The organism is Streptomyces sp. NPDC126503 (genome assembly GCF_040302405.1).
GTDB classification, from domain to species: Bacteria; Actinomycetota; Actinomycetes; order Streptomycetales; family Streptomycetaceae; genus Streptomyces; species Streptomyces gulbargensis.
Genome location: NZ_JBEORS010000009.1, coordinates 1 through 17610, shown reverse-complemented (window position 1 = coordinate 17610; position 17610 = coordinate 1). Strand labels below are relative to the sequence as shown.

The window sequence follows — 17610 nt, the reverse complement described above, 5'->3', positions numbered from 1 at the left end:
CCGCCGCTCAGGCGGGGCTGCCGCGGTTCAGCTTGGCGAGGTCGACGGTCTCTTCGGGGGGCGGGACGGTGACCCTGACCGGCTTGTCGTAGTCGGAGAGCGTGATCGAGCCGGGTTCGTCGCCTCCGGTCTTCACCGTCCTGAGGATGTACGGCTTGCCTTCCTGGGAGACGGAGACGGTGGACGTCTCGCCGCCGGGCTTCTTCCTGACGAGGGTGGCGACCGGGGTGTCGTCGACCTTGCCGTCGCGGCCCCGGGTCAGGGTGCCGCGGTCCGGGTCGCGGGTGCCGTCCCGGTCCTCGTCCTTGTCCCGGTCGAGGTCGTCGAGGAGGGCCTTGAGGTTGCAGATGCCGCCGAGGTCCTCGCTGCCGGCCTGGCCGGGCGCGACCTTCAGCCAGCGGCCCTTGAGGAGTTCGACGGTGGCGGCGATCCGCCCGTCGGGCATGCCCTGGGACCCCATGGAGGCGCGCCAGAAGGTCTCGTCGCCCTTCATGTACGTGATGTCGTCCGCGCGCCGCAGTTCCGCCGTACCGCCCGCGATCTTCAGGCGGCCGGTGCAGTCGTTCCGGTCGTTGAGGGCGAGGTCGACGTCCAGGGGCTGGTCGTCGCTGACGATCCGGCCCTTCATGCGGAGGGAGGTCGCGGACTGGGTGGCTTCGACGGCCCGGTCGGCGATCTGGTCCGGGGTGAGGCTGGCGAACGGGTCGCCGGGGGACGGGGCGGCGGTCCCGGCGAGCGGGGCGGGGCCCGGCGCGAGGCCGGGGGCCGCCGCGGCGGCCGCCGGGACGGGGCCCGTGACGACGACGGCCACGCAGACGGCGGCCGCGGCGCGGAGCTTTCGGTGGGACGCCATGTGAGCCTCCTGGCGGATGCGCCGAACTCCTTCCCAGGGTCGCCCCACGCGCGCGTGCCCGCTACTTCTGCCCGTGCGGGCCCCCGCGCCCTGCCGGACGGAGCCGGTGGGGCGGGGGCCGCGTGGGGTCAGGAGGCGCCGGCGAGCTGCGCCATGTCGACGACCTGGTCGGCCGGCGGGGCGGTGACGGTGACCGGCTTGTCGTACTCGCCGAGGGTGACCGTGCCGGGCTCGTCGCCGCCGGTCTTCACGACCCGCAGGATGTAGGGCTTGGCGGCGTCCCTGGCCACGTAGAAGGTGGTCGTCTCGTCCTTGGTGCCCTTCTTGGTGAGGGTCACGGCCGGGGCGCCGTCGACGTCGGCGTCGGCACCCCGGGTCAGGCCCTTGCGCTCCTTGTCGTCCTCGTCCATGTCCTTGACGACGGTCTTGAGGTCGCAGAAGGCGCCCATGTCGTTGTCGTCGCCCTCGGAGGGCATCTTCATCCAGCGGCCCTTGAGCAGGGCGGTCATGGCGTTCGCCTCGTCGCCCTCGGCGCCGCTGCTCGCGCGCCAGAACGCGTCGTCGCCCTTCATGTAGGTGACGCCGTCGACGCGGCGGATCTCGGCCTTGCCCGCGCCGGCGCCGGTCATGGTGCCGGTGCAGACGCCCTTGTCGCTCAGCGCGAAGGTGACGGTCATGTCCTTGCCGTCGGTCTTGCCGGTGCCGTTCATGCGGAAGGAGGTGGCCTTCTTCGTGGCCTCCACGGACTTCTCCGCGATGGCGTCGGCCGTCAGGCCCGCGAAGGGGTCGGCGGGCTTGTCGTCGCCCTGGGAACAGCCCGTGACGCCGGCGGCCACGGCCACACAGACCGTCGCGGCCGTCCAGAGCTTCCTGTTGACCCTCATGTGCGTACTCCTCGCGCGTCACTTCTCACAGCTTCTTCTGACGGCGCCCTGACGAAAAAGCGCCGCGACGAGAGTGACAGGTGAGGGCGAACAAGGGATGTACGGAGCGGAACGTGACCCTCCGCACATCCGTACGAAAACGGGGGAACCACTCAGTCCACCACGTGGCGGCCCTCCGGCAGGGCGCTGCACGAGGCCCGGAAGGCGCAGGTCGCGCACTGGCGGCCGGTCGTCGGCGAGAAGCGTTCGTCGAGGACGCGGCCGGCGGCGGTGGCGAGGAGCTCCCCGACCCACTCCCCCGTCTCCGCCCCCTGGGCCTGCACCTTGGGCAGGGCGTCACCGCCCTCCTTCTTCGGGGCGGCCTGCCGCAGCTGGACGAGCTCGGCGCCGCCCGGCTCCGGCCGCTGCCCGTCGAACACCTCGTCCAGGGCGCCCTCGCGGACCGCCAGCTGGTAGACGGCCAGCTGCGGGTGGCGGGCGACCTCGTCGCGGGTGGGGGCCGACTTGCCCGTCTTGAAGTCCACGACGTAGGCCCGGCCCTGCTCGTCCTGCTCGACCCGGTCCATGGAGCCGCGGATGCGGACCTCGTACTCCCCCGCCTCCAGGGTCACGTCGAACGCGTGCTCCGAGGCGACGGGGGCACGGCCACCGCGGTCCATGACGTGCCAGCGCAGGAAGCGCTCCAGCGCCACGCGCGCGTGCTGCTTCTCCTGGGCGGACTTCCACGGCGCGTCGAAGGCGAGGGCGTCCCAGACCGAGTCGAGGCGGGCCATGAGGACGTCGAGATCGGCGGGGGTCCGGCCGGAGGCGACCTCGTCGGCGAGGACGTGGACGACGTTGCCGAAGCCCTGGGCGGCCGACGCGGGCTCGGCGGCCTTCACCTCGCGGCCCAGGAACCACTGCAGGGAGCAGGTCGTGGCGAGGCTCTCCAGGGCGCTCGGCGAGAGGGCCACCGGCCGGTCCCGGTCGCGCAGCGGCACCGTGCTCCGGGTCGGCTCGAACAGGCCCCACCAGCGGTCCGGGTGGGCGGCCGGAACCAGCGGCTGGCCCTCGTCGTCGGTGAGCGCGGCGAGTTCCGCGAGCCGCTGGACGGCGGCCTCGCGCAGGGCGGGCGAGGCCGCCGGGTCGACGGTGGTGGCCCGCAGCTCGGCGACCAGGGCGGAGACGGCGAGGGGGCGGCGGGGGCGGCCGGGGACGTCCTTCGGCTCCGTGCCGAGCTCGGTGAGGAACCGGGACGGCTGGTCCCCGTCCTCGGCCGGGGCCTTCACGGCGGTGACGACGAGCCGGTCGCGGGCGCGGGTGGCGGCCACGTAGAACAGACGCCGTTCCTCCGCGAGGAGGGCGCCGGCGGGGAGCGGCTCGGCGAGGCCGTCGCGGCCGATCCGGTCGGCCTCCAGGAGCGAGCCGCGGCGGCGCAGGTCGGGCCAGAGTCCTTCCTGGACCCCGGCGACGACCACCAGGCTCCATTCGAGGCCCTTGGAACGGTGGGCGGTCATCAGCCGGACGGCGTCCGGGCGGGTGTGCCGGCGGGTGAGGGTGTCGGCGGCGATGTCCTGCGCGTCGAGTTCCTCCAGGAAGTTGCGCACGCCCCGGCCGCCGACGCGCTCCTCGGCGCGGGCGGCGGTCTCGAACAGGGCGCAGACGGCGTCGAGGTCCCGGTCGGCGTTCCGCCCGGCGGGACCGCCCCGGAGCGCGGCGCGCTCCAGCCGGCCGGGCCAGGGAGTGCCGTTCCACAGCGTCCACAGGGCCTCCTCGGCGGTGCCTCCGGCCGCGAGGAGCGCACGGGCCTCGCGCAGGAGCCGGCCGAGGCGGTGGACGCCCTGGGCGTACGCGGAGTCGTGGGCGACGAGCCGCTCGGGCTCGGCGAGCGCGCGGGCGAGCAGCACGTCGGAGGGCGGCGGGACCTTGTTCCCGCCGGCCCGCTCCTCGTCCCGCAGGGCCCGCCCCAGCCGCCGCAGATCGGCGGGGTCGACCCCCGCGAGCGGCGAGGCGAGCAGTTCGAGCGCGGTCTCGACGGGGATCCACCCGGCCTGGGGGACGGCTTCGGCGGTGGCGTCCCCGGCCGCGAGGGTGTCGGTGGGCTCGGCGGCGCCCGACGCCCCGGCGAGCAGGTGCGGTCCCGCCGCCGGCCCCTCCCCCTCGGCGTCCGCCGTCGCTTCCCCGGGAGCGTCCTCCGGGGCCGTGCCCGGGGGCAGGGCGGTGGAGACCGTGCGCAGGGCGAGGAGCAGGGGGGCCACCGCCGGTTCGTGGCGGAGGGGGGTGTCGGCGGCGTCCGTCTCGACCGGGACGCCCGCCGAGGTGAGGGCGCGGCGGAGGGACGGCAGGGAGACGGCGGCGCGGGTCAGGACGGCCATGTCCTGCCAGGGGACGCCGTCCTCCAGGTGCGCGCGCCGCAGCAGGTCGGCGATGTTCTCGGCCTCGGCGGAGGCGGTCGGGTACGTGTACGCCTCGGCCCGGCCCCCGTCCCGTACCGCCGTCAGCTCGCGGTGGGCCCGGACCTTGTCGGCGGGCAGCCGGGGCATCGGCATGCGCCGGGCCAGCTCGCGGGTCGCGCCGAGCAGGGCCGCGCCCGAACGGCGGGAGGTGCCGAGGACGCGGACGTCCGCGCCGCCGAAGGAGGCGGGGAAGTCGAGGATGCCGTTCACGTCGGCGCCCCGGAAGGCGTAGATCGACTGGTCGGGGTCGCCGAAGGCGACGAGGGTGGTCCGCCCGCCGGCGAGCGCGTGCAAGAGCCGGACCTGGGCCGGGTCGGTGTCCTGGTACTCGTCGACGTACACCGCGTCGTACGCGGGCAGGGTGACGCTGCCCGCGAGGAGGACGGCCCGGTGGACGAGTTCCGTGTAGTCGAGGACGCCCTGGAGGTCGAGGACGTCGAGGTACTCGGCGAGGAAGCCGGCCGCCGCCTTCCAGTCCGGGCGGCCGACCCGGTCGGCGAAGCGAGCCAGCTCGTCCGGGCCGAGGCCCAGTTCGCGGGAGCGGGCGAGGACGGCCCGGACCTCGTCGGCGAAGCCGCGGGTGGTGAGGCAGGCGCGCAGCTCGTCGGGCCAGCCGACCCGTCCCAGCCCCGCCTTCTCCAGGTCGATCTGGCCGGCGAGCAGCTCCCGGACGGCGAGGTCCTGCTCGGGTCCGGACAGGAGCCGGAGCGGTTCGGCGAAGAGGTCGGCGTCCTGGTGGGCGCGGATGAGGGCGTAGCAGTACGAGTGGAAGGTGGTGGCCTGCGGGGGGCGCCGCCCGCCGAGCCGGGCGGCCATCCGGTCGCGCAGCTCCACGGCGGCCTTGCGGCTGAACGTGAGGACGAGGAGGCGTTCGGGGTCGGCGCCGCGCTCGATCCGGGCGGCGACGGACTCGACGAGGGTGGTCGTCTTGCCGGTGCCGGGCCCGGCGAGGACGAGAAGCGGTCCGCCGGTGTGGTCAACCACGGCCCGCTGCGCTGCGTCCAGCTGAGGGGGCTCCACCGGGGCCGGCGTGGTGCGCACCAGTCGGTACCCGCCCGGGCTCCGCTGCCTGCCCGGACCCGGGTACGGCTGTCCCTGGTACGGCGGCGTACGCCGGGTGGTGGAGGAGGAACTCACGTGGATCGCCGGTCCTGGTGGGAGTGGTGGTGCGGGTGACGCGGGGAGCGGTGCCGGCCTCCGCCGCGCGTGGGGCGGACGTCGACGTTACGCGAAGCGGGCGGCGGCCGTGCCCCGCTCCGTACGGCTCCGCGGACCGTTCCCGTCCCGTCCTGCCCGGCCTCCCTGGGCCGATGCCGTCAGCCGCGCGCGCCGGTGTGAGTTCCGGCACCTCCCCCGCGACGGCGGCCCTGTGCCCCGCCGCGTCGGTTCTCCGTGCCCCGCCCGGAGCCGGCGCCCCGCCCGGACGAGGCGTCGCCCCCGGGGCCGGAGACCTCGCGCCCTCCGCAGCCCCCTCGGCTGCCGGGGACCTCTCACCCTCCGGGAACCTCGCGCCTCCCGGAGACCTCGCGCCCGTCCCAGCGGGCCCGGCGCATGTCGAGCCTCGGCAGGTGGCCCTCGGCCGCCGGGCCGGACTCCCGCAGCGGGGTCCCCTCCTCGCGGTAGTGGCCGAGGGCGCGCAGTTCGTGCCCCGGCAGCAGGGTCCCGTCGGCGCGGACGACCCGCCACCACGGTGCCGTACCGCCGTAGAGGGACATGACCCGGCCGACCTGGCGCGGGCCGCCCTCGCCGAGCCATTCGGCCACGTCCCCGTAGGTCATGACCCGGCCGGGCGGGATCGCGTCCGCGAGGTCGAGCACCCGTTCCGCGTACTCGGGCAGTTCTCCGGTCTCCCCCACGGGTTCCTCCACGCTCATCCGCCCCATCCTGCCTCACCCCACCGACATGCCCCTGATGCCTCCGCCCGGCGCCTCTTCGTGCCACCATCGTGCGGGCGGTGACTGGTGATACGAGATCAAGAGCGACACGAGCGGCACGATCCACACGAACGGTACGAAAGACACGAGCGGCACGAGCGTCACGAGCGCCCCGGACCGTACGAGCGCGCCGAGCGACCCGTACGCGAAGGGGGCGCGGGACGGGACGCGGAACGAGAACGACGCGACACACATGCAGAGACGGACATGCTGATGGGCCAGGACACCCAGCCTCCCGGAGAGGCTCAGCCCGACGCGCCCGAGCGTGTCTCCGGTGACGAGCCGCTGCTCGCCGCCCGTGTCCACCGGCCCTCGGACCTCATGCGGCTGCTCGCCGGGCTCCTCGCCATCGGCCTCGTCATCGCCATCGCCTACTTCGCCCACGCCACCACCTCCGGGCTCGAGCAGGACATCAACAAGGGCGCCGGCGGGGCCCCGGACGTCTTCGTCAAGATCGCCGGCCTGGTCTCCTCGATCGCCGTCCTGCTGGTGCCCGTCGCCTTCGCCATCGAGCGGCTGATCAAACGGGACGGGCTGCGCATCGCCGACGGGGTCCTCGCCGCCGTCCTCGCCCACGGGGTCACCCTGGCCGTCGACCTGTGGGTCGCCCGGGCCGCGCCCGACACGATCCGGGACGCGCTGACGCAGTCGCAGGCCAACGGCGGGCTCACCGACCCGGTGCACAACTACCTCGCCCCCGTGATCGCGTACATGACGGCCGTCGGCATGGCGCGCCGCCCGCGCTGGCGGGTGGCGCTGTGGGCCGTGCTGCTGCTGGACGCGTTCACGATGCTGGTGGCCGGCTGGACCACCGCCTTCTCGATCGTCCTCACCATCCTGATCGGCTGGACGGTGGCGTACGGCACGCTGTACGCGGTCGGCTCCCCGAACGTCCGGCCCACCGGGCAGACCCTCCTGGCCGGACTGCGCCGGGTGGGCTTCCGGCCGGTGACCGCGCTGCGCGCCGAAGGGGTGCCGGAGGTGGCGGACAGCGGTGACCGGGGCCGCCGGTACATCGTGACCCTGGAGGACGGGCCGCCCCTGGACGTCACCGTCGTGGACCGCGAGCAGCAGGCGCACGGCTTCTTCTACCGGGCGTGGCGGCGGCTGACCCTGCGGGCGATCACCACCCGCCGGTCGATCGTCTCCCTGCGCCAGGCCCTCGAACAGGAAGCGCTGCTCGCCTACGCGGCGATCGCCGCCGGGGCGAACGCACCGAAGCTCATCGCCACCTCCGAGCTCGGCCCCGACGCCGTGATGCTCGTGTACGAGCACATCGGCGGCCGCAGTCTGGACTCGCTGGAGGACCGGGAGATCACCGACGAGCTGGTGCGCGGGGCCTGGCGGCAGGTGCGGGCGCTCCAGTCGCGGCGGATCGCGCACCGCAGGCTGGCCGGGGACGCGATCCTGGTGGATCGTTCCGGCAGGGTGTTCCTGACGGACCTGCGGGGCGGTGAGATCGCCGCGGGCGACCTGGTGCTGCGCATGGACATCGCTCAGCTCCTCACCACCCTCGGCCTGCGGGTCGGGGCGGAGCGGGCGGTCGCGGCGGCCGTGGAGGTCCTCGGGCCCGACACCGTCGCCGACTGTCTTCCCCTGCTGCAGCCGATCGCGCTGAGCCGGTCCACGCGCGCGACGCTGCGGAGACTGGCCCGGGAGCGGTCGAAGCGGGAGCGGGAGGCCGTGCTCGCCGCCTCCGAGGCGGCCCGGCGCGAACGGGAGCTCGCCAAGGCGGACGCGAAGGCGGAGGCCGAGACGCCGGACCCGAAGGCCGTACGGGCCGAGTCGAAGGCCGAGAAGAAGGCGGACAAGAAGGCCGAGAAGCGGGCGCTGGACGAGGCCCTGGACGAGGCCCGCGAGGAGGATCTGCTCGCCCAGATCCGGCAGCAGGTGCTGCTGATCCGCCCGCAGGCCCCGGTGGAGCCGGTCCGTCTGGAGCGGATCAAGCCGCGGACCCTGGTGAGCCTGATCGCGGGCGCGGTCGCCGCGTACTTCCTGCTCTCGCAGATCGCCCGGACCCCGCTGTCGACCATCAGCCAGGCCGACTGGCGGTGGGTGGCCGCGGCGGTGCTGTTCTCCGCCCTCAGCTATGTGGCGGCGGCGATGAGCCTGCTGGGCTTCGTGCCCGAGCGGGTCGGTTTCTGGCGGACGGTGGTGGCGCAGGTCGCCGGCTCGTTCGTGAAGATCGTCGCCCCGGCGGCGGTCGGCGGTGTCGCGCTGAACACCCGCTTCCTCCAGCGGGCGGGCGTCCGGCCCGGGCTCGCGGTGGCGAGTGTCGGCGCCTCGCAGCTGTTCGGGCTCGGGGCGCACATCCTGCTGCTGCTCTCCTTCGGCTACCTGACCGGCACCGAGAAGTCGCAGTCCTTCACCCCGTCGAGGACGGTCATCGCGGGCCTGCTCACGGTCGCGGTGCTCGTCCTGGTGGTGACCGCCATCCCCTTCATGCGGAAGTTCGTGTCGACCCGGCTGCGCTCGCTGTTCGCCGGCGTGGTGCCGCGCATGCTGGACGTGCTCCAGCGGCCGATGAAGCTGCTGACCGGCATCGGCGGGATGCTGCTGCTCACCGGCGCGTTCGTGCTCTGTCTGGACGCCTCGATCCGGGCGTTCGGGCACGGGACCGCCACCATCAGCTACGCGAGCGTCGCCGTCGTCTTCCTCGCCGGCAACGCGCTCGGTTCGGCGGCCCCGACGCCGGGCGGTGTCGGAGCGGTCGAGGGCGCGCTCACCTTCGGTCTGGTCGCGGTCGGCCTCCCCCTGGAGGTCGCGACGCCGGCGGTGCTGCTCTACCGGCTGCTGACCCTGTGGCTGCCGGTGCTGCCGGGGTGGATCTGCTTCAACTGGCTGACCCGGCGCGAGGCGCTGTAGCGGCGCGGGCCCCTCCTCGGCACGGAGCGGTCGGTCCCGGGCATGCCCGTGCCCGGCCCCGAACGGCACCCCGGCCCCGGACACGCCCACCGCCGGGCGCCCACCCGGTTGGCCCCGTGTCCCGCGCGGCCGGCAGGGCGGCGGATCACGATGGGGCTATGCCGATCTCCGCCACCGCCCGCCCCCGCACCGCCCGGCGCGCCGCCCTGCTGGCCGTCACCGCCGTGCTGCTCGCCGCCGGATGCTCGGACGGCGACGGCGACACGGCCACCCCGTCGCGGCAGAGCGGAACCGGCGTACCGCCGTCGCTGCTCACGCAGAAACCGGCCTGGGCCCCGTGCCCGCCCCCGTCCCCGGCCGAGGGCGGCGGCGACGCCCCCTCCCCGCTGCCCGGCGGTACGGCGTGGGAGTGCGCCTTCCTCCAGACGCCGCTCGACTGGTCCCGGCCGGAGGGCGAGACCATCGAGCTGGCCCTCATCCGCGCCCGGGCCCGCGACAGCTCCCGGCGCATCGGCTCGCTCGTCTTCAACTTCGGCGGCCCCGGCGGCTCGGGCGTCACCGGCCTGCCCGGTTTCGCCGAGAAGTTCGAGGCCCTGCGCGGCCGCTACGACCTGGTGTCCTTCGACCCGCGCGGGGTGGGCCGCAGCGACCCCGTCGAATGCGCCACCGACAAGGAGCTGGACGCCTACTACGCCCTGGACTTCAGCCCCGACGACCAGGCCGAGGAGCGGGTCCTGTCGGACGCGCAGAAGAAGTACGCGGCCGGCTGCGAGAAGGACGCGGGCGGGGCCCTGGCGCACGTCGGCACCGAGAGCGCCGCCCGGGACCTGGACCTCATGCGGCAGGTCCTCGGCGACCGGAAGCTGCACTACTTCGGCATCTCGTACGGCACGGAACTCGGCGGGGTGTACGCGCACCTCTTCCCGAAGAACGTGGGCCGGGCCGTGTTCGACGCGGTCGTCGACCCGGACGCGGGCGTCGAGGACGGCGCCCTCGGCCAGGCGAAGGGCTTCCAGCTGGCGCTGGACAACTTCGCCCAGGACTGCGTGGACCGGGGCGACGAGTGCGCGCTGCCCGGCGGCAGCGTCGCCGAGATCGAGGCGGGGATCACCCGGCTGCTGACCGCGCTCGACAAGAAGCCGATCGCGGGCATCAGGGAACGCAGGCTCACCCAGACGCAGGCCACCAACGGCATCGCGCAGGCCTTGTACTCCAAGGAGTTCTGGCCCTATCTGGAACAGGGTCTCGACGCCGCCGACGGCGGGGACGGCGCGCTCCTGCTCGCGCTCTCCGACTCGATGAACGGACGCGGCCAGAACGGCAGTTACAGCAACATCCAGGCCGCCAACACCGCCATCAACTGCGTGGACTTCAAGGAGCGCTACACCCTGGGCCAGACCAGGGAGCGGCTCACCGCCTTCCGCGAGGCCTCCCCCGTCTTCGGCGACTTCATGGGCTGGTCGCTCGCGAACTGCTCCCACTGGCCCGTGCCGGGCCGGTGGGACCACCCGGACGTGTCGGCTCCCGGCGCCGCCCCCGTCCTGGTGATCGGTACGACCGGCGACCCGGCGACCCCGTTCGAGGGCGCGCGGGCCATGGCGAAGGCGCTCGGCAAGGGCGTGGGCGTGGAGCTGACGTTCGAGGGCGAGGGCCACGGCGCCTACAACAGCGGCAACGCGTGCGTGAAGAAGGCGGTCGACGGCTACCTCCTGGACGGCAAGGTCCCGGCCTCGGGAACCGTCTGCAAGTAACCGCCGCAGCCCGGCGGCGCGCGGCCGACGCCACGGGGAAGGCCCCGGATCCCGACCGGATCCGGGGCCTTCCCCGTACGCGCGCGGTGGCTCAGGAGACCGGCTGCCCGGCCCCGGGAGTCACCCTCGCCGGGCTCAGTAGACCGGCTTCTCGGGCTCGATCTGGTGGACCCAGCCGATGACGCCGCCGCCGACGTGCACCGCGTCCGCGAAACCCGCGGACTTCAGCACCGCGAGGACTTCCGCACTGCGGACACCCGTCTTGCAGTGCAGGACGATCCGCTTGTCCTGGGGCAGGTCCTGGAGGGCGTTGCCCATCAGGAACTCGTTCTTCGGGATCAGACGGGCACCGGGGATCGAGACGATCTCGTACTCGTTGACCTCGCGAACGTCGATGATGTCGATGTTCTCGCCGTCGTCGATCCACTCCTTGAGCTGCTTGGGAGTGATCGTCGAGCCGAGCGCCGCCTGCTGGGCCTCCTCGGACACGACGCCGCAGAAGGCCTCGTAGTCGATGAGCTCGGTGACGGTGGGGTTCTCGCCGCAGACCGCGCAGTCGGGGTCCTTGCGGACCTTGACCTGGCGGTACTGCATCTCCAGCGCGTCGTAGATCATCAGGCGGCCGACCAGCGGGTCGCCCACGCCGGCGAGGACCTTGATGGCCTCGGTGACCTGGATGGAGCCGATGGACGCGCACAGCACGCCCAGGACGCCGCCCTCGGCGCACGAGGGGACCATGCCCGGCGGCGGGGGCTCCGGGTAGAGGCAGCGGTAGCAGGGCCCGTACTCGGACCAGAAGACGGAGGCCTGGCCGTCGAAGCGGTAGATGGAACCCCAGACGTACGGCTTGTTCAGCAGCACGCAGGCGTCGTTGACCAGGTACCGGGTGGCGAAGTTGTCCGTGCCGTCGACGATCAGGTCGTACTGGCCGAAGATCTCCATCACGTTGTCGGCCTCGAGCCGCTCCTCGTGAAGGATCACGTTGACGTACGGGTTGATGCCGAGGACGCTGTCGCGCGCCGACTCGGCCTTGGAGCGGCCGATGTCGGACTGGCTGTGGATGATCTGGCGCTGGAGGTTCGACTCGTCGACCTCGTCGAACTCCACGATGCCGAGCGTGCCCACGCCGGCGGCCGCCAGGTACATCAGCGCCGGGGAGCCGAGGCCACCCGCGCCCACACACAGCACCTTGGCGTTCTTCAGCCGCTTCTGACCGTCCATCCCGACGTCCGGGATGATCAGGTGGCGGGAGTACCTGCGGACCTCGTCGACGGTGAGCTCGGCGGCGGGCTCGACCAGGGGTGGCAGCGACACGGAGACCTCATCAATACAGCTGGTCGGTTTGTCATGACGACGGTTGTTCTCCCCGTAACACTGCCACGCCCCTCCTCATTCCGAGACACCCGGTCCGATACGCGAGACGATTTCGTCCCAGTAGCCGGGCAGCGCGTGAAATGCCCCGCTTCGTCCCGGGCCGCCGGTGCGGTCGGTGAAGAAGATCGTTCCGGCCCCCTGCCAGCGGGCGATCCGCAGGGCCTCGTCCAGGTGGGTGCGCGGGACGCCGTGGACGAGATGGACGAAGGTGGACTCGGGAAGATCGGCCGTCCACTCGGCCACCTGGGACCAGCGGTAGTCCGCCCACGCCCCGGAGAAGGTGACCAGCTGGTCGGCCGCCTCCGCGTATCCGGGGTGGGGGTGGGTGCCGTGGCCGAGCACCAGGTGGGCCTCGCCGTCGAGGACGGCCTCCAGGGTCGCCGTGAGCCGCCGGGTCGCGGCCAGGTCGGCCCGGTCGGCGGGGCAGCGGTCCAGGTAGTAGCCGTCCACCCGGTACCAGTCGAGGAACCGGTGGGCGTCGGAGACCAGTTCCCCGAAGGGGCGCGAGCCGTGGGCCAGGTCCAGGTGACCGAGGACCCGCACGCCGGCGTTCCGCAGCCGGCCCGCCGCCTCCAGGCAGTGCGGGTCCGGCCGGGTGCCGGGGCCGTCCGCCACGTTGAGCACCGCCCAGTGCAGCGGGGTCCCCGGCCGGGTCAGCTCGGCCCATTCCACGGGAGCGAGCAGCGGGTGCGCGTAGCCGGGCACGCCGACGCCGAGCGCCTGGACCGCTCCGGTGGCCGTGGCCGCCGTCAGATGCGACACGCCGCCTCCATCCAGATGTCGGCGAGCGACTCCTCCAGGTTGATCCGGGGCCGCCAGCCGAGCCGGTCGCGGGCGGTCCGGACGTCGGCCTGCTGCCAGGGTCCGCAGCCGTCGGGGTACGGGTACGGGGCGGCGGCCAGTTGTTCCGCGATGGTCGCCTCGGTCCGCGGGGCGCCGATCACGGGGCGCTGCGGGACGCCGTGGGGGCCGTCCAGTTCGTGGAGGTTGCCGGCGTATCCGGCGACCCGGGCCAGGACGGCGGCGGCGTCCCGGAGCCGTACGGCCCGGCCCGTACCGATGTTGACGACGCCCTGGGCGGCGGAGAGCGAGGCCGCGTGGACGGCGCGGGCCACGTCCCGCACGTCCACGAAGTCCCGTTGCACGCCGAGGCCGCTCAGCTTGAGCTCGCCGTCGCCGGCCTGCATGGCGCGGCGCATCGCCTCGGCGAGCCGGCCGAGCGGGGAGCCCGCCGGGGTGCCGGGCCCGACCGGGGAGAAAACCCGGAGGACGACCGCGTCGAGGCCGGAGCCGAGGACGAGTTCGGTCGCGGCGAGCTTCGACACCCCGTAGGGGCCGCCGGGCCGGGGGACCGCGTCCTCGGCCGTGGACGAGCCGGGCTGGCTCGGCCCGTACTCGGAGGCACAGCCGATCTGCACGAGGCGGGCGCCGCAGCCGCTGCGGCGCAGGGCCTCGCAGACGGTGGCGACGGCGACGGTGTTGTGCCGGGTCAGGTCGCGGGCGCCGCCGCGGGTGGCGCCCGCGCAGTTGACGACGACGCCCGGGTGGACGGCGTCGAGGAACCGGGTGAGCGCGCCGGGGCTGCCGCTGGCGAGGTCGAAGCGGACGTCGGCGTCGTCCCCGCGGCCGAGGGCGGTCAGGTGGACGGCCGGGTCGGCGAGCAGGCGGTCGGCGACGAAGCGGCCGATGAAGCCGTTGGCTCCGAGCAGTAGCACCCTCATCGTGCGGCCCCTTCGTGCCGACCGGCCGGTGCTGGGGGTTGACGGGTCATGGTCTTGGGTCTCCTTGCGGGGTGAGGGAGGGCCGGGCCGCGCCCGCGGCGTCGGCTCCGCGGGTGCGCCGGGGTCAGGGGGTGGTGTGGGCCGAGGCCCGGGAGAGGGCGCCGGTCGCGTGGGCCAGCAGGCCCAGCGCGGCGGCGCCGCAGACGAGGGTGGGTACCGCTCCGGGGCCCCACGCGTCGGTGACGGCGCGCACGGGGGCGGCGAGCGCGTCGAAGCCGGGCAGGGGCAGCCGGGCCGTCAGGACGCTCGCGACGGCGAGCGCCTCGGCGGCACCGGCGGCGGCGAGGGCGGAGGCGGCGGCCTCCGCGGAGCCGTGGACGGTGAGGAGTCGGGCGAGGAACAGGAGTGCGCCGAGGGCGAGGGCGCCGGGGGTGAAGCCGGTGAGTGCGAGCAGGAGGGTCAGGGCGAGGAGGTGGAGGGCGACGGCGCCGAGGAGGAGCGGGCGGGTGGCGGCGGCGAAGTCGGCGACGCCCCGGCTGTCGGCGAGCCTGCGGCGGGCCCGGCCGCTGAAGAGGTGCGCGCACCAGGCGGCGGGCGCGACGGAGAGCGCGAGCCCGAGCAGCGGTGCGGTGGCGAGCGGCCAGGTGCCGTCGGGGCCGCCGGTGAGCACCTCCGCGAGGAGTCCGTCCCCGCCGGCCGCGTACGCCATGAGCCAGAGGGTCCAGAGCGAGGCCGCCGGCACGGTGTGCCCCGCCGGGGCCCGGAGCGGACCGCGCCGGACGGCCAGCAGTACCGCCCCGGCCAGCGCGAGCGCCCCGGCGGAGGCCGTGGCGAGGCGGGCGGTTCCCTCGGTGAGCCCGAGGGCGAGGGCGGCGAGCGCGGTGACGCCGCCGGGGACGAGCGCGGCGAGTGCCCAGGGGGTACGGGCGCCGGGCGCGGGCGCGGTGGGCGGGGCGGTCGCGCCGCCTCGGGGCACGCGCGCGTACAGCTCCTCGGCGAGCGAGAACACGTCCCGGTGCCGGTATCGCGCGGCGGTCCGGTCCGTGAACCCCTCGGCTTCGAGCCCCGCCGCGATCTCCAGCGGATCCACGGCCCGCTCGCACAGCTCCCGATGCCGGTGCATCAGCACTTTCACGGGGTCACCGCCGGCCCTGCGGGCCCGGGCGGTCGCGGGGGCGGCCGTGGCGGGCTGCGCGCCCCGGCCGGTTCCGGCGGCCCCGGCGCCGGGAGCCACGGAGGGCGCGTCGGCCCGCGCCGTCCCCGGAACGGGCCTGGCGGGTAGCTCGGCCGGGACACGCGCGGGATCCGCCACCGCGGGCGCGACGGGCACGGGGATGGAGGCCCGCCCGGCCCGGCCGGCGGCGGAGGCAGGTGGGGCGGCGGCCTCGTCGGCGGCGGACGCCGCGGGCTTCCCGCCTCCGGCGGCCGGGGCGGCGGCCCGCCCGGTGGGCGCGGTCGGCGCTTCGGCCGGGGCAGGCGCTTCGGGTACGTCGAGGACGGCCGAGGGCCACGGTGTCCCGGGCGCCGGTGCCGGGTCGGTCCCGGGCCCGGCGGGGGTGTCTGCCGTCGGGCGGGCGGGCGCGGGGGGCGTGCTCAGGGGAATCCGGCCGGCCGGGGCGTCCTCCGGTGCGGGAAGGGGCGCGGGGGCCGGTCGGACCGGGGCGAACCACGGGCTCTCCGCAGGCCGCCCGCCCGGGGCGGTGCCGTGGCCGGCGGGAGGGGCGGGGTGGTGCGGGCGGTGGGGGGTGGCGGGCGAGGCCGCCGGGACTATGCCGTCGGGCTCTCCGGAGGGGGGCTCGGCGGCGGCCGGGGTGAGGGCCGGGGTGCCGAGGAGCGCTTCGGAGCGGGCGTCCCAGGCTCCGGGGCTCGTGGGGGCGGCGGGGCCGCGCATCGGGGTGCCTCCTTCAGGCATCGGGGGCTCCTGTGCCCGCGGTGACGGCCTGGTGGGCCCAGCTGCCCGGCACATGGGCCTCGGCCGGGTGGGCGAAGGGCACGTCGGCGCCGGCGCGGTGGCGCACGGGCGCGCGGGAGAGCAGTTCGAGGTAGATGCCGCGGAACGCGGCGAGGTTCTGTTCGACGGTGAAGAGTTCGAGCGCGCGGGCGCGCGCGGCGGCGCCCAGGCGGTGGCGGCGCTCGGGGTCGCGCAACAGCGCGAGGCACGCGTCGGCGAGCGCCCGCGGATTGCGCGGGGGCACGACGAGTCCGGTGCCGCCGATGACCTCGACGACCGCGCCGACATCCGTCGAGACCGTCGCGCGGGCGCAGAACATCGCCTCGACCAGGGTGGTCGGGAAGCCCTCGACGACGCTGGAGAGCACGGTCACCGCGCCGGACGCGTGGACGTCCTCCGGGGTGGGCGCCTCCGGTCCGCCGAGTTCCTCGAAGGAGACGGGGTTCTCGCCCACGGCGTGCGGATCGGCGGCCTCGTCGGGGAAGAGGTGGGCGGCGAGGCCCTTGCAGTGCAGGAGGTACGCCTCGGCCTCCGGCTCCCGGACCGGCGCGGCGACGATCCGCAGCCGGGCGTCGGGCTGCCGGGCACGGACCTCGGCGAAGGCGTGGAGGAGACCGATCAGGTCCTTGGCGGGCTCGACGCGGCCGACCCAGACGAGGGTGGCCGGGTCACCGCTCTCCTCGTCCTCGCCGGCCTCGACGAAGCGCTCGGCCGGCATGCCGGGGTGCACCGTGCGGATCCGGGCGCGGTCGGCGCCGCACCGCTCGTACCACCGGCGCGCGTGGGTGTCGCCGGGGGTGAGGAGCGCGGCCTGCCGGTAGATCTCGGCGGTGAGCCGGCCGTGCAGCGCGGCGAGGAGGGTGCGCAGGGCTCCGGATCGTTCCGTGCCGCCGGGGGCGAGGTAGTGGGCGCGGAGCCGGACGCCGTACTCGGTGACGAGCAGCGGGGTGCCGTGGAACCGGGCGGCGAGGAGGCCGGGGAGGGCGACGGGGCCGCCGCCGGCCGCGTGGCAGAGGTCGGCGGCGCCGAGCGCGTCCTCGCCGTACCAGTCGAGGGAGAGGGGGCGGAGGGTCCGCTCCAGCTCCTCGGCGAGGGCGAGGTGGTCGCGCAGCCCGGCGCCCGCCGCGCCCCGGCGTGCGCCGGGCGCGCGGCAGGCGGCTTCGAGCAGGCGCACGGCCTCGTCGGAGCGCAGCGCGCCCGGCAGCCCGTCGCGCTCGCGGGCCAGGTCGGCGAGCGCGTACAGCCCGGCGGCGAACAGCTCCCCCGCGCCCCCGACCGGGCTCGTACCACCGTCGTCGTACGCCCCCTCGCTCCCGCGCGCTCCCGGATCCTCGGCGCAGAGGCCTTCGGCGAGGGCGGCGAAGGCCGCCAGGAAGCGCCCGCGGTCGCGGCGGCCGAAGGCACGGCGCAGGGAGCGACCGGGCGCGCCGCGGTCCACGGGGTCCTCGCCGGTGGCCGCCGCGCGGACGAGGCGGGCGTGCGGCGGGAGGGGCGAGGCGGGGGCGGCCCCGAGGGTGTAGAGATCGAAGCGGTGCTGGTCGAGACCGCGCACCAGCCGGTCGCACCAGCCGCCCTCGCCGACCACGCCGACCGGGTCACCCGCGCCACTCATGTCACCGACCGCGCGCGGCACGCCACCTTCGGTGATCAGTCCGATCCGCACGAGCGCACCCCCGTTCTCCGTTGACGGCGCCCACCGGTGTCCGGTGGGGCGCGGCTGACTGTCGCAGCGGGAAGAACGTAAGCGGAGAAACCGGTGGTGGGGGGGGGGGGGGTGGTGGGCGGCACGACGCGCGCGGGGGTGGCGGCTGAAAATCTGGCGAGGGGGGTAGAGGGGGGAGT

General features: G+C 75.2%; 11 protein-coding genes. 2 read left to right on the top strand and 9 right to left on the bottom strand.

Features of this window, described 5'->3' with window-relative positions:
• Nucleotides 1-7 precede the first annotated feature (7 nt).
• The 4 genes from ABTY40_RS14235 to ABTY40_RS14220 form a co-directional block, all read right to left on the bottom strand.
• Nucleotides 8-853: a hypothetical protein gene (locus ABTY40_RS14235; RefSeq protein WP_352059764.1), complete on the bottom strand. Its 846-nt coding sequence runs from the start codon at nucleotides 851-853 to the stop codon at nucleotides 8-10.
• A 128-nt stretch (nucleotides 854-981) separates the two neighbouring features.
• On the bottom strand, nucleotides 982-1737 hold the full coding sequence (locus tag ABTY40_RS14230) for a hypothetical protein (protein ID WP_352059763.1): 756 nt from the start codon (nucleotides 1735-1737) through the stop codon (nucleotides 982-984).
• Nucleotides 1738-1889: 152 nt separating this feature from the next.
• Nucleotides 1890-5309, bottom strand: a complete 3420-nt coding sequence (locus tag ABTY40_RS14225) for an ATP-dependent helicase (protein WP_502990580.1) — start codon at nucleotides 5307-5309, stop codon at nucleotides 1890-1892.
• A gap of 353 nt (nucleotides 5310-5662) precedes the next feature.
• Nucleotides 5663-6055: an MGMT family protein gene (locus ABTY40_RS14220; RefSeq protein ID WP_352059761.1), complete on the bottom strand. Its 393-nt coding sequence runs from the start codon at nucleotides 6053-6055 to the stop codon at nucleotides 5663-5665.
• Between the two features lie 258 nt (nucleotides 6056-6313).
• Between ABTY40_RS14220 and ABTY40_RS14215 the strand changes: the two genes are divergently transcribed.
• The gene (locus ABTY40_RS14215) at nucleotides 6314-8971 is read left to right on the top strand and encodes a lysylphosphatidylglycerol synthase transmembrane domain-containing protein (protein WP_502990579.1); all 2658 of its coding nucleotides are present in this window, start codon (nucleotides 6314-6316) and stop codon (nucleotides 8969-8971) included.
• 158 nt (nucleotides 8972-9129) lie between these two features.
• Nucleotides 9130-10722, top strand: coding sequence for an alpha/beta hydrolase (locus tag ABTY40_RS14210; protein ID WP_352059760.1), 1593 nt, complete (start codon nucleotides 9130-9132; stop codon nucleotides 10720-10722).
• Between the two features lie 135 nt (nucleotides 10723-10857).
• Here the strand turns inward: ABTY40_RS14210 and moeZ are convergent, their stop codons facing one another.
• The 5 genes from moeZ to ABTY40_RS14185 form a co-directional block, all read right to left on the bottom strand.
• A complete protein-coding gene (gene moeZ / locus ABTY40_RS14205) occupies nucleotides 10858-12036 on the bottom strand; it encodes an adenylyltransferase/sulfurtransferase MoeZ (RefSeq protein WP_345287064.1) in 1179 nt (392 codons plus the stop codon).
• A gap of 75 nt (nucleotides 12037-12111) precedes the next feature.
• On the bottom strand, nucleotides 12112-12858 hold the full coding sequence (locus ABTY40_RS14200; protein WP_345287066.1) for a spherulation-specific family 4 protein: 747 nt from the start codon (nucleotides 12856-12858) through the stop codon (nucleotides 12112-12114).
• Nucleotides 12846-13817, bottom strand: a complete 972-nt coding sequence (locus ABTY40_RS14195) for an NAD-dependent epimerase/dehydratase family protein (protein WP_352059759.1) — start codon at nucleotides 13815-13817, stop codon at nucleotides 12846-12848. Before ABTY40_RS14195 ends, ABTY40_RS14200 begins: the two co-directional genes overlap by 13 nt.
• Nucleotides 13818-13941: 124 nt before the next feature.
• A complete protein-coding gene (locus tag ABTY40_RS14190) occupies nucleotides 13942-15729 on the bottom strand; it encodes a hypothetical protein (protein WP_502990578.1) in 1788 nt (595 codons plus the stop codon).
• Nucleotides 15722-17431, bottom strand: coding sequence for a glycosyltransferase (locus tag ABTY40_RS14185; RefSeq protein ID WP_352059758.1), 1710 nt, complete (start codon nucleotides 17429-17431; stop codon nucleotides 15722-15724). The genes ABTY40_RS14190 and ABTY40_RS14185 overlap by 8 nt, the downstream gene beginning before the upstream one ends.
• Between the last annotated feature and the right edge of the window lie 179 nt (nucleotides 17432-17610).

Bases quoted from the DNA above. Each gene is read 5' to 3' on its own strand.
- ABTY40_RS14235 (WP_352059764.1), bottom strand. From the start codon at position 853: ATGGCGTCCCACCGAAAGCTCCGCGCCGCGGCCGCCGTCTGCGTGGCC.
- ABTY40_RS14230 (WP_352059763.1), bottom strand. From the start codon at position 1,737: ATGAGGGTCAACAGGAAGCTCTGGACGGCCGCGACGGTCTGTGTGGCC.
- ABTY40_RS14220 (WP_352059761.1), bottom strand. From the start codon at position 6,055: ATGGGGCGGATGAGCGTGGAGGAACCCGTGGGGGAGACCGGAGAACTG.
- ABTY40_RS14215 (WP_502990579.1), top strand. From the start codon at position 6,314: ATGCTGATGGGCCAGGACACCCAGCCTCCCGGAGAGGCTCAGCCCGAC.
- ABTY40_RS14210 (WP_352059760.1), top strand. From the start codon at position 9,130: ATGCCGATCTCCGCCACCGCCCGCCCCCGCACCGCCCGGCGCGCCGCC.
- ABTY40_RS14195 (WP_352059759.1), bottom strand. From the start codon at position 13,817: ATGAGGGTGCTACTGCTCGGAGCCAACGGCTTCATCGGCCGCTTCGTC.
- ABTY40_RS14190 (WP_502990578.1), bottom strand. From the start codon at position 15,729: ATGCCTGAAGGAGGCACCCCGATGCGCGGCCCCGCCGCCCCCACGAGC.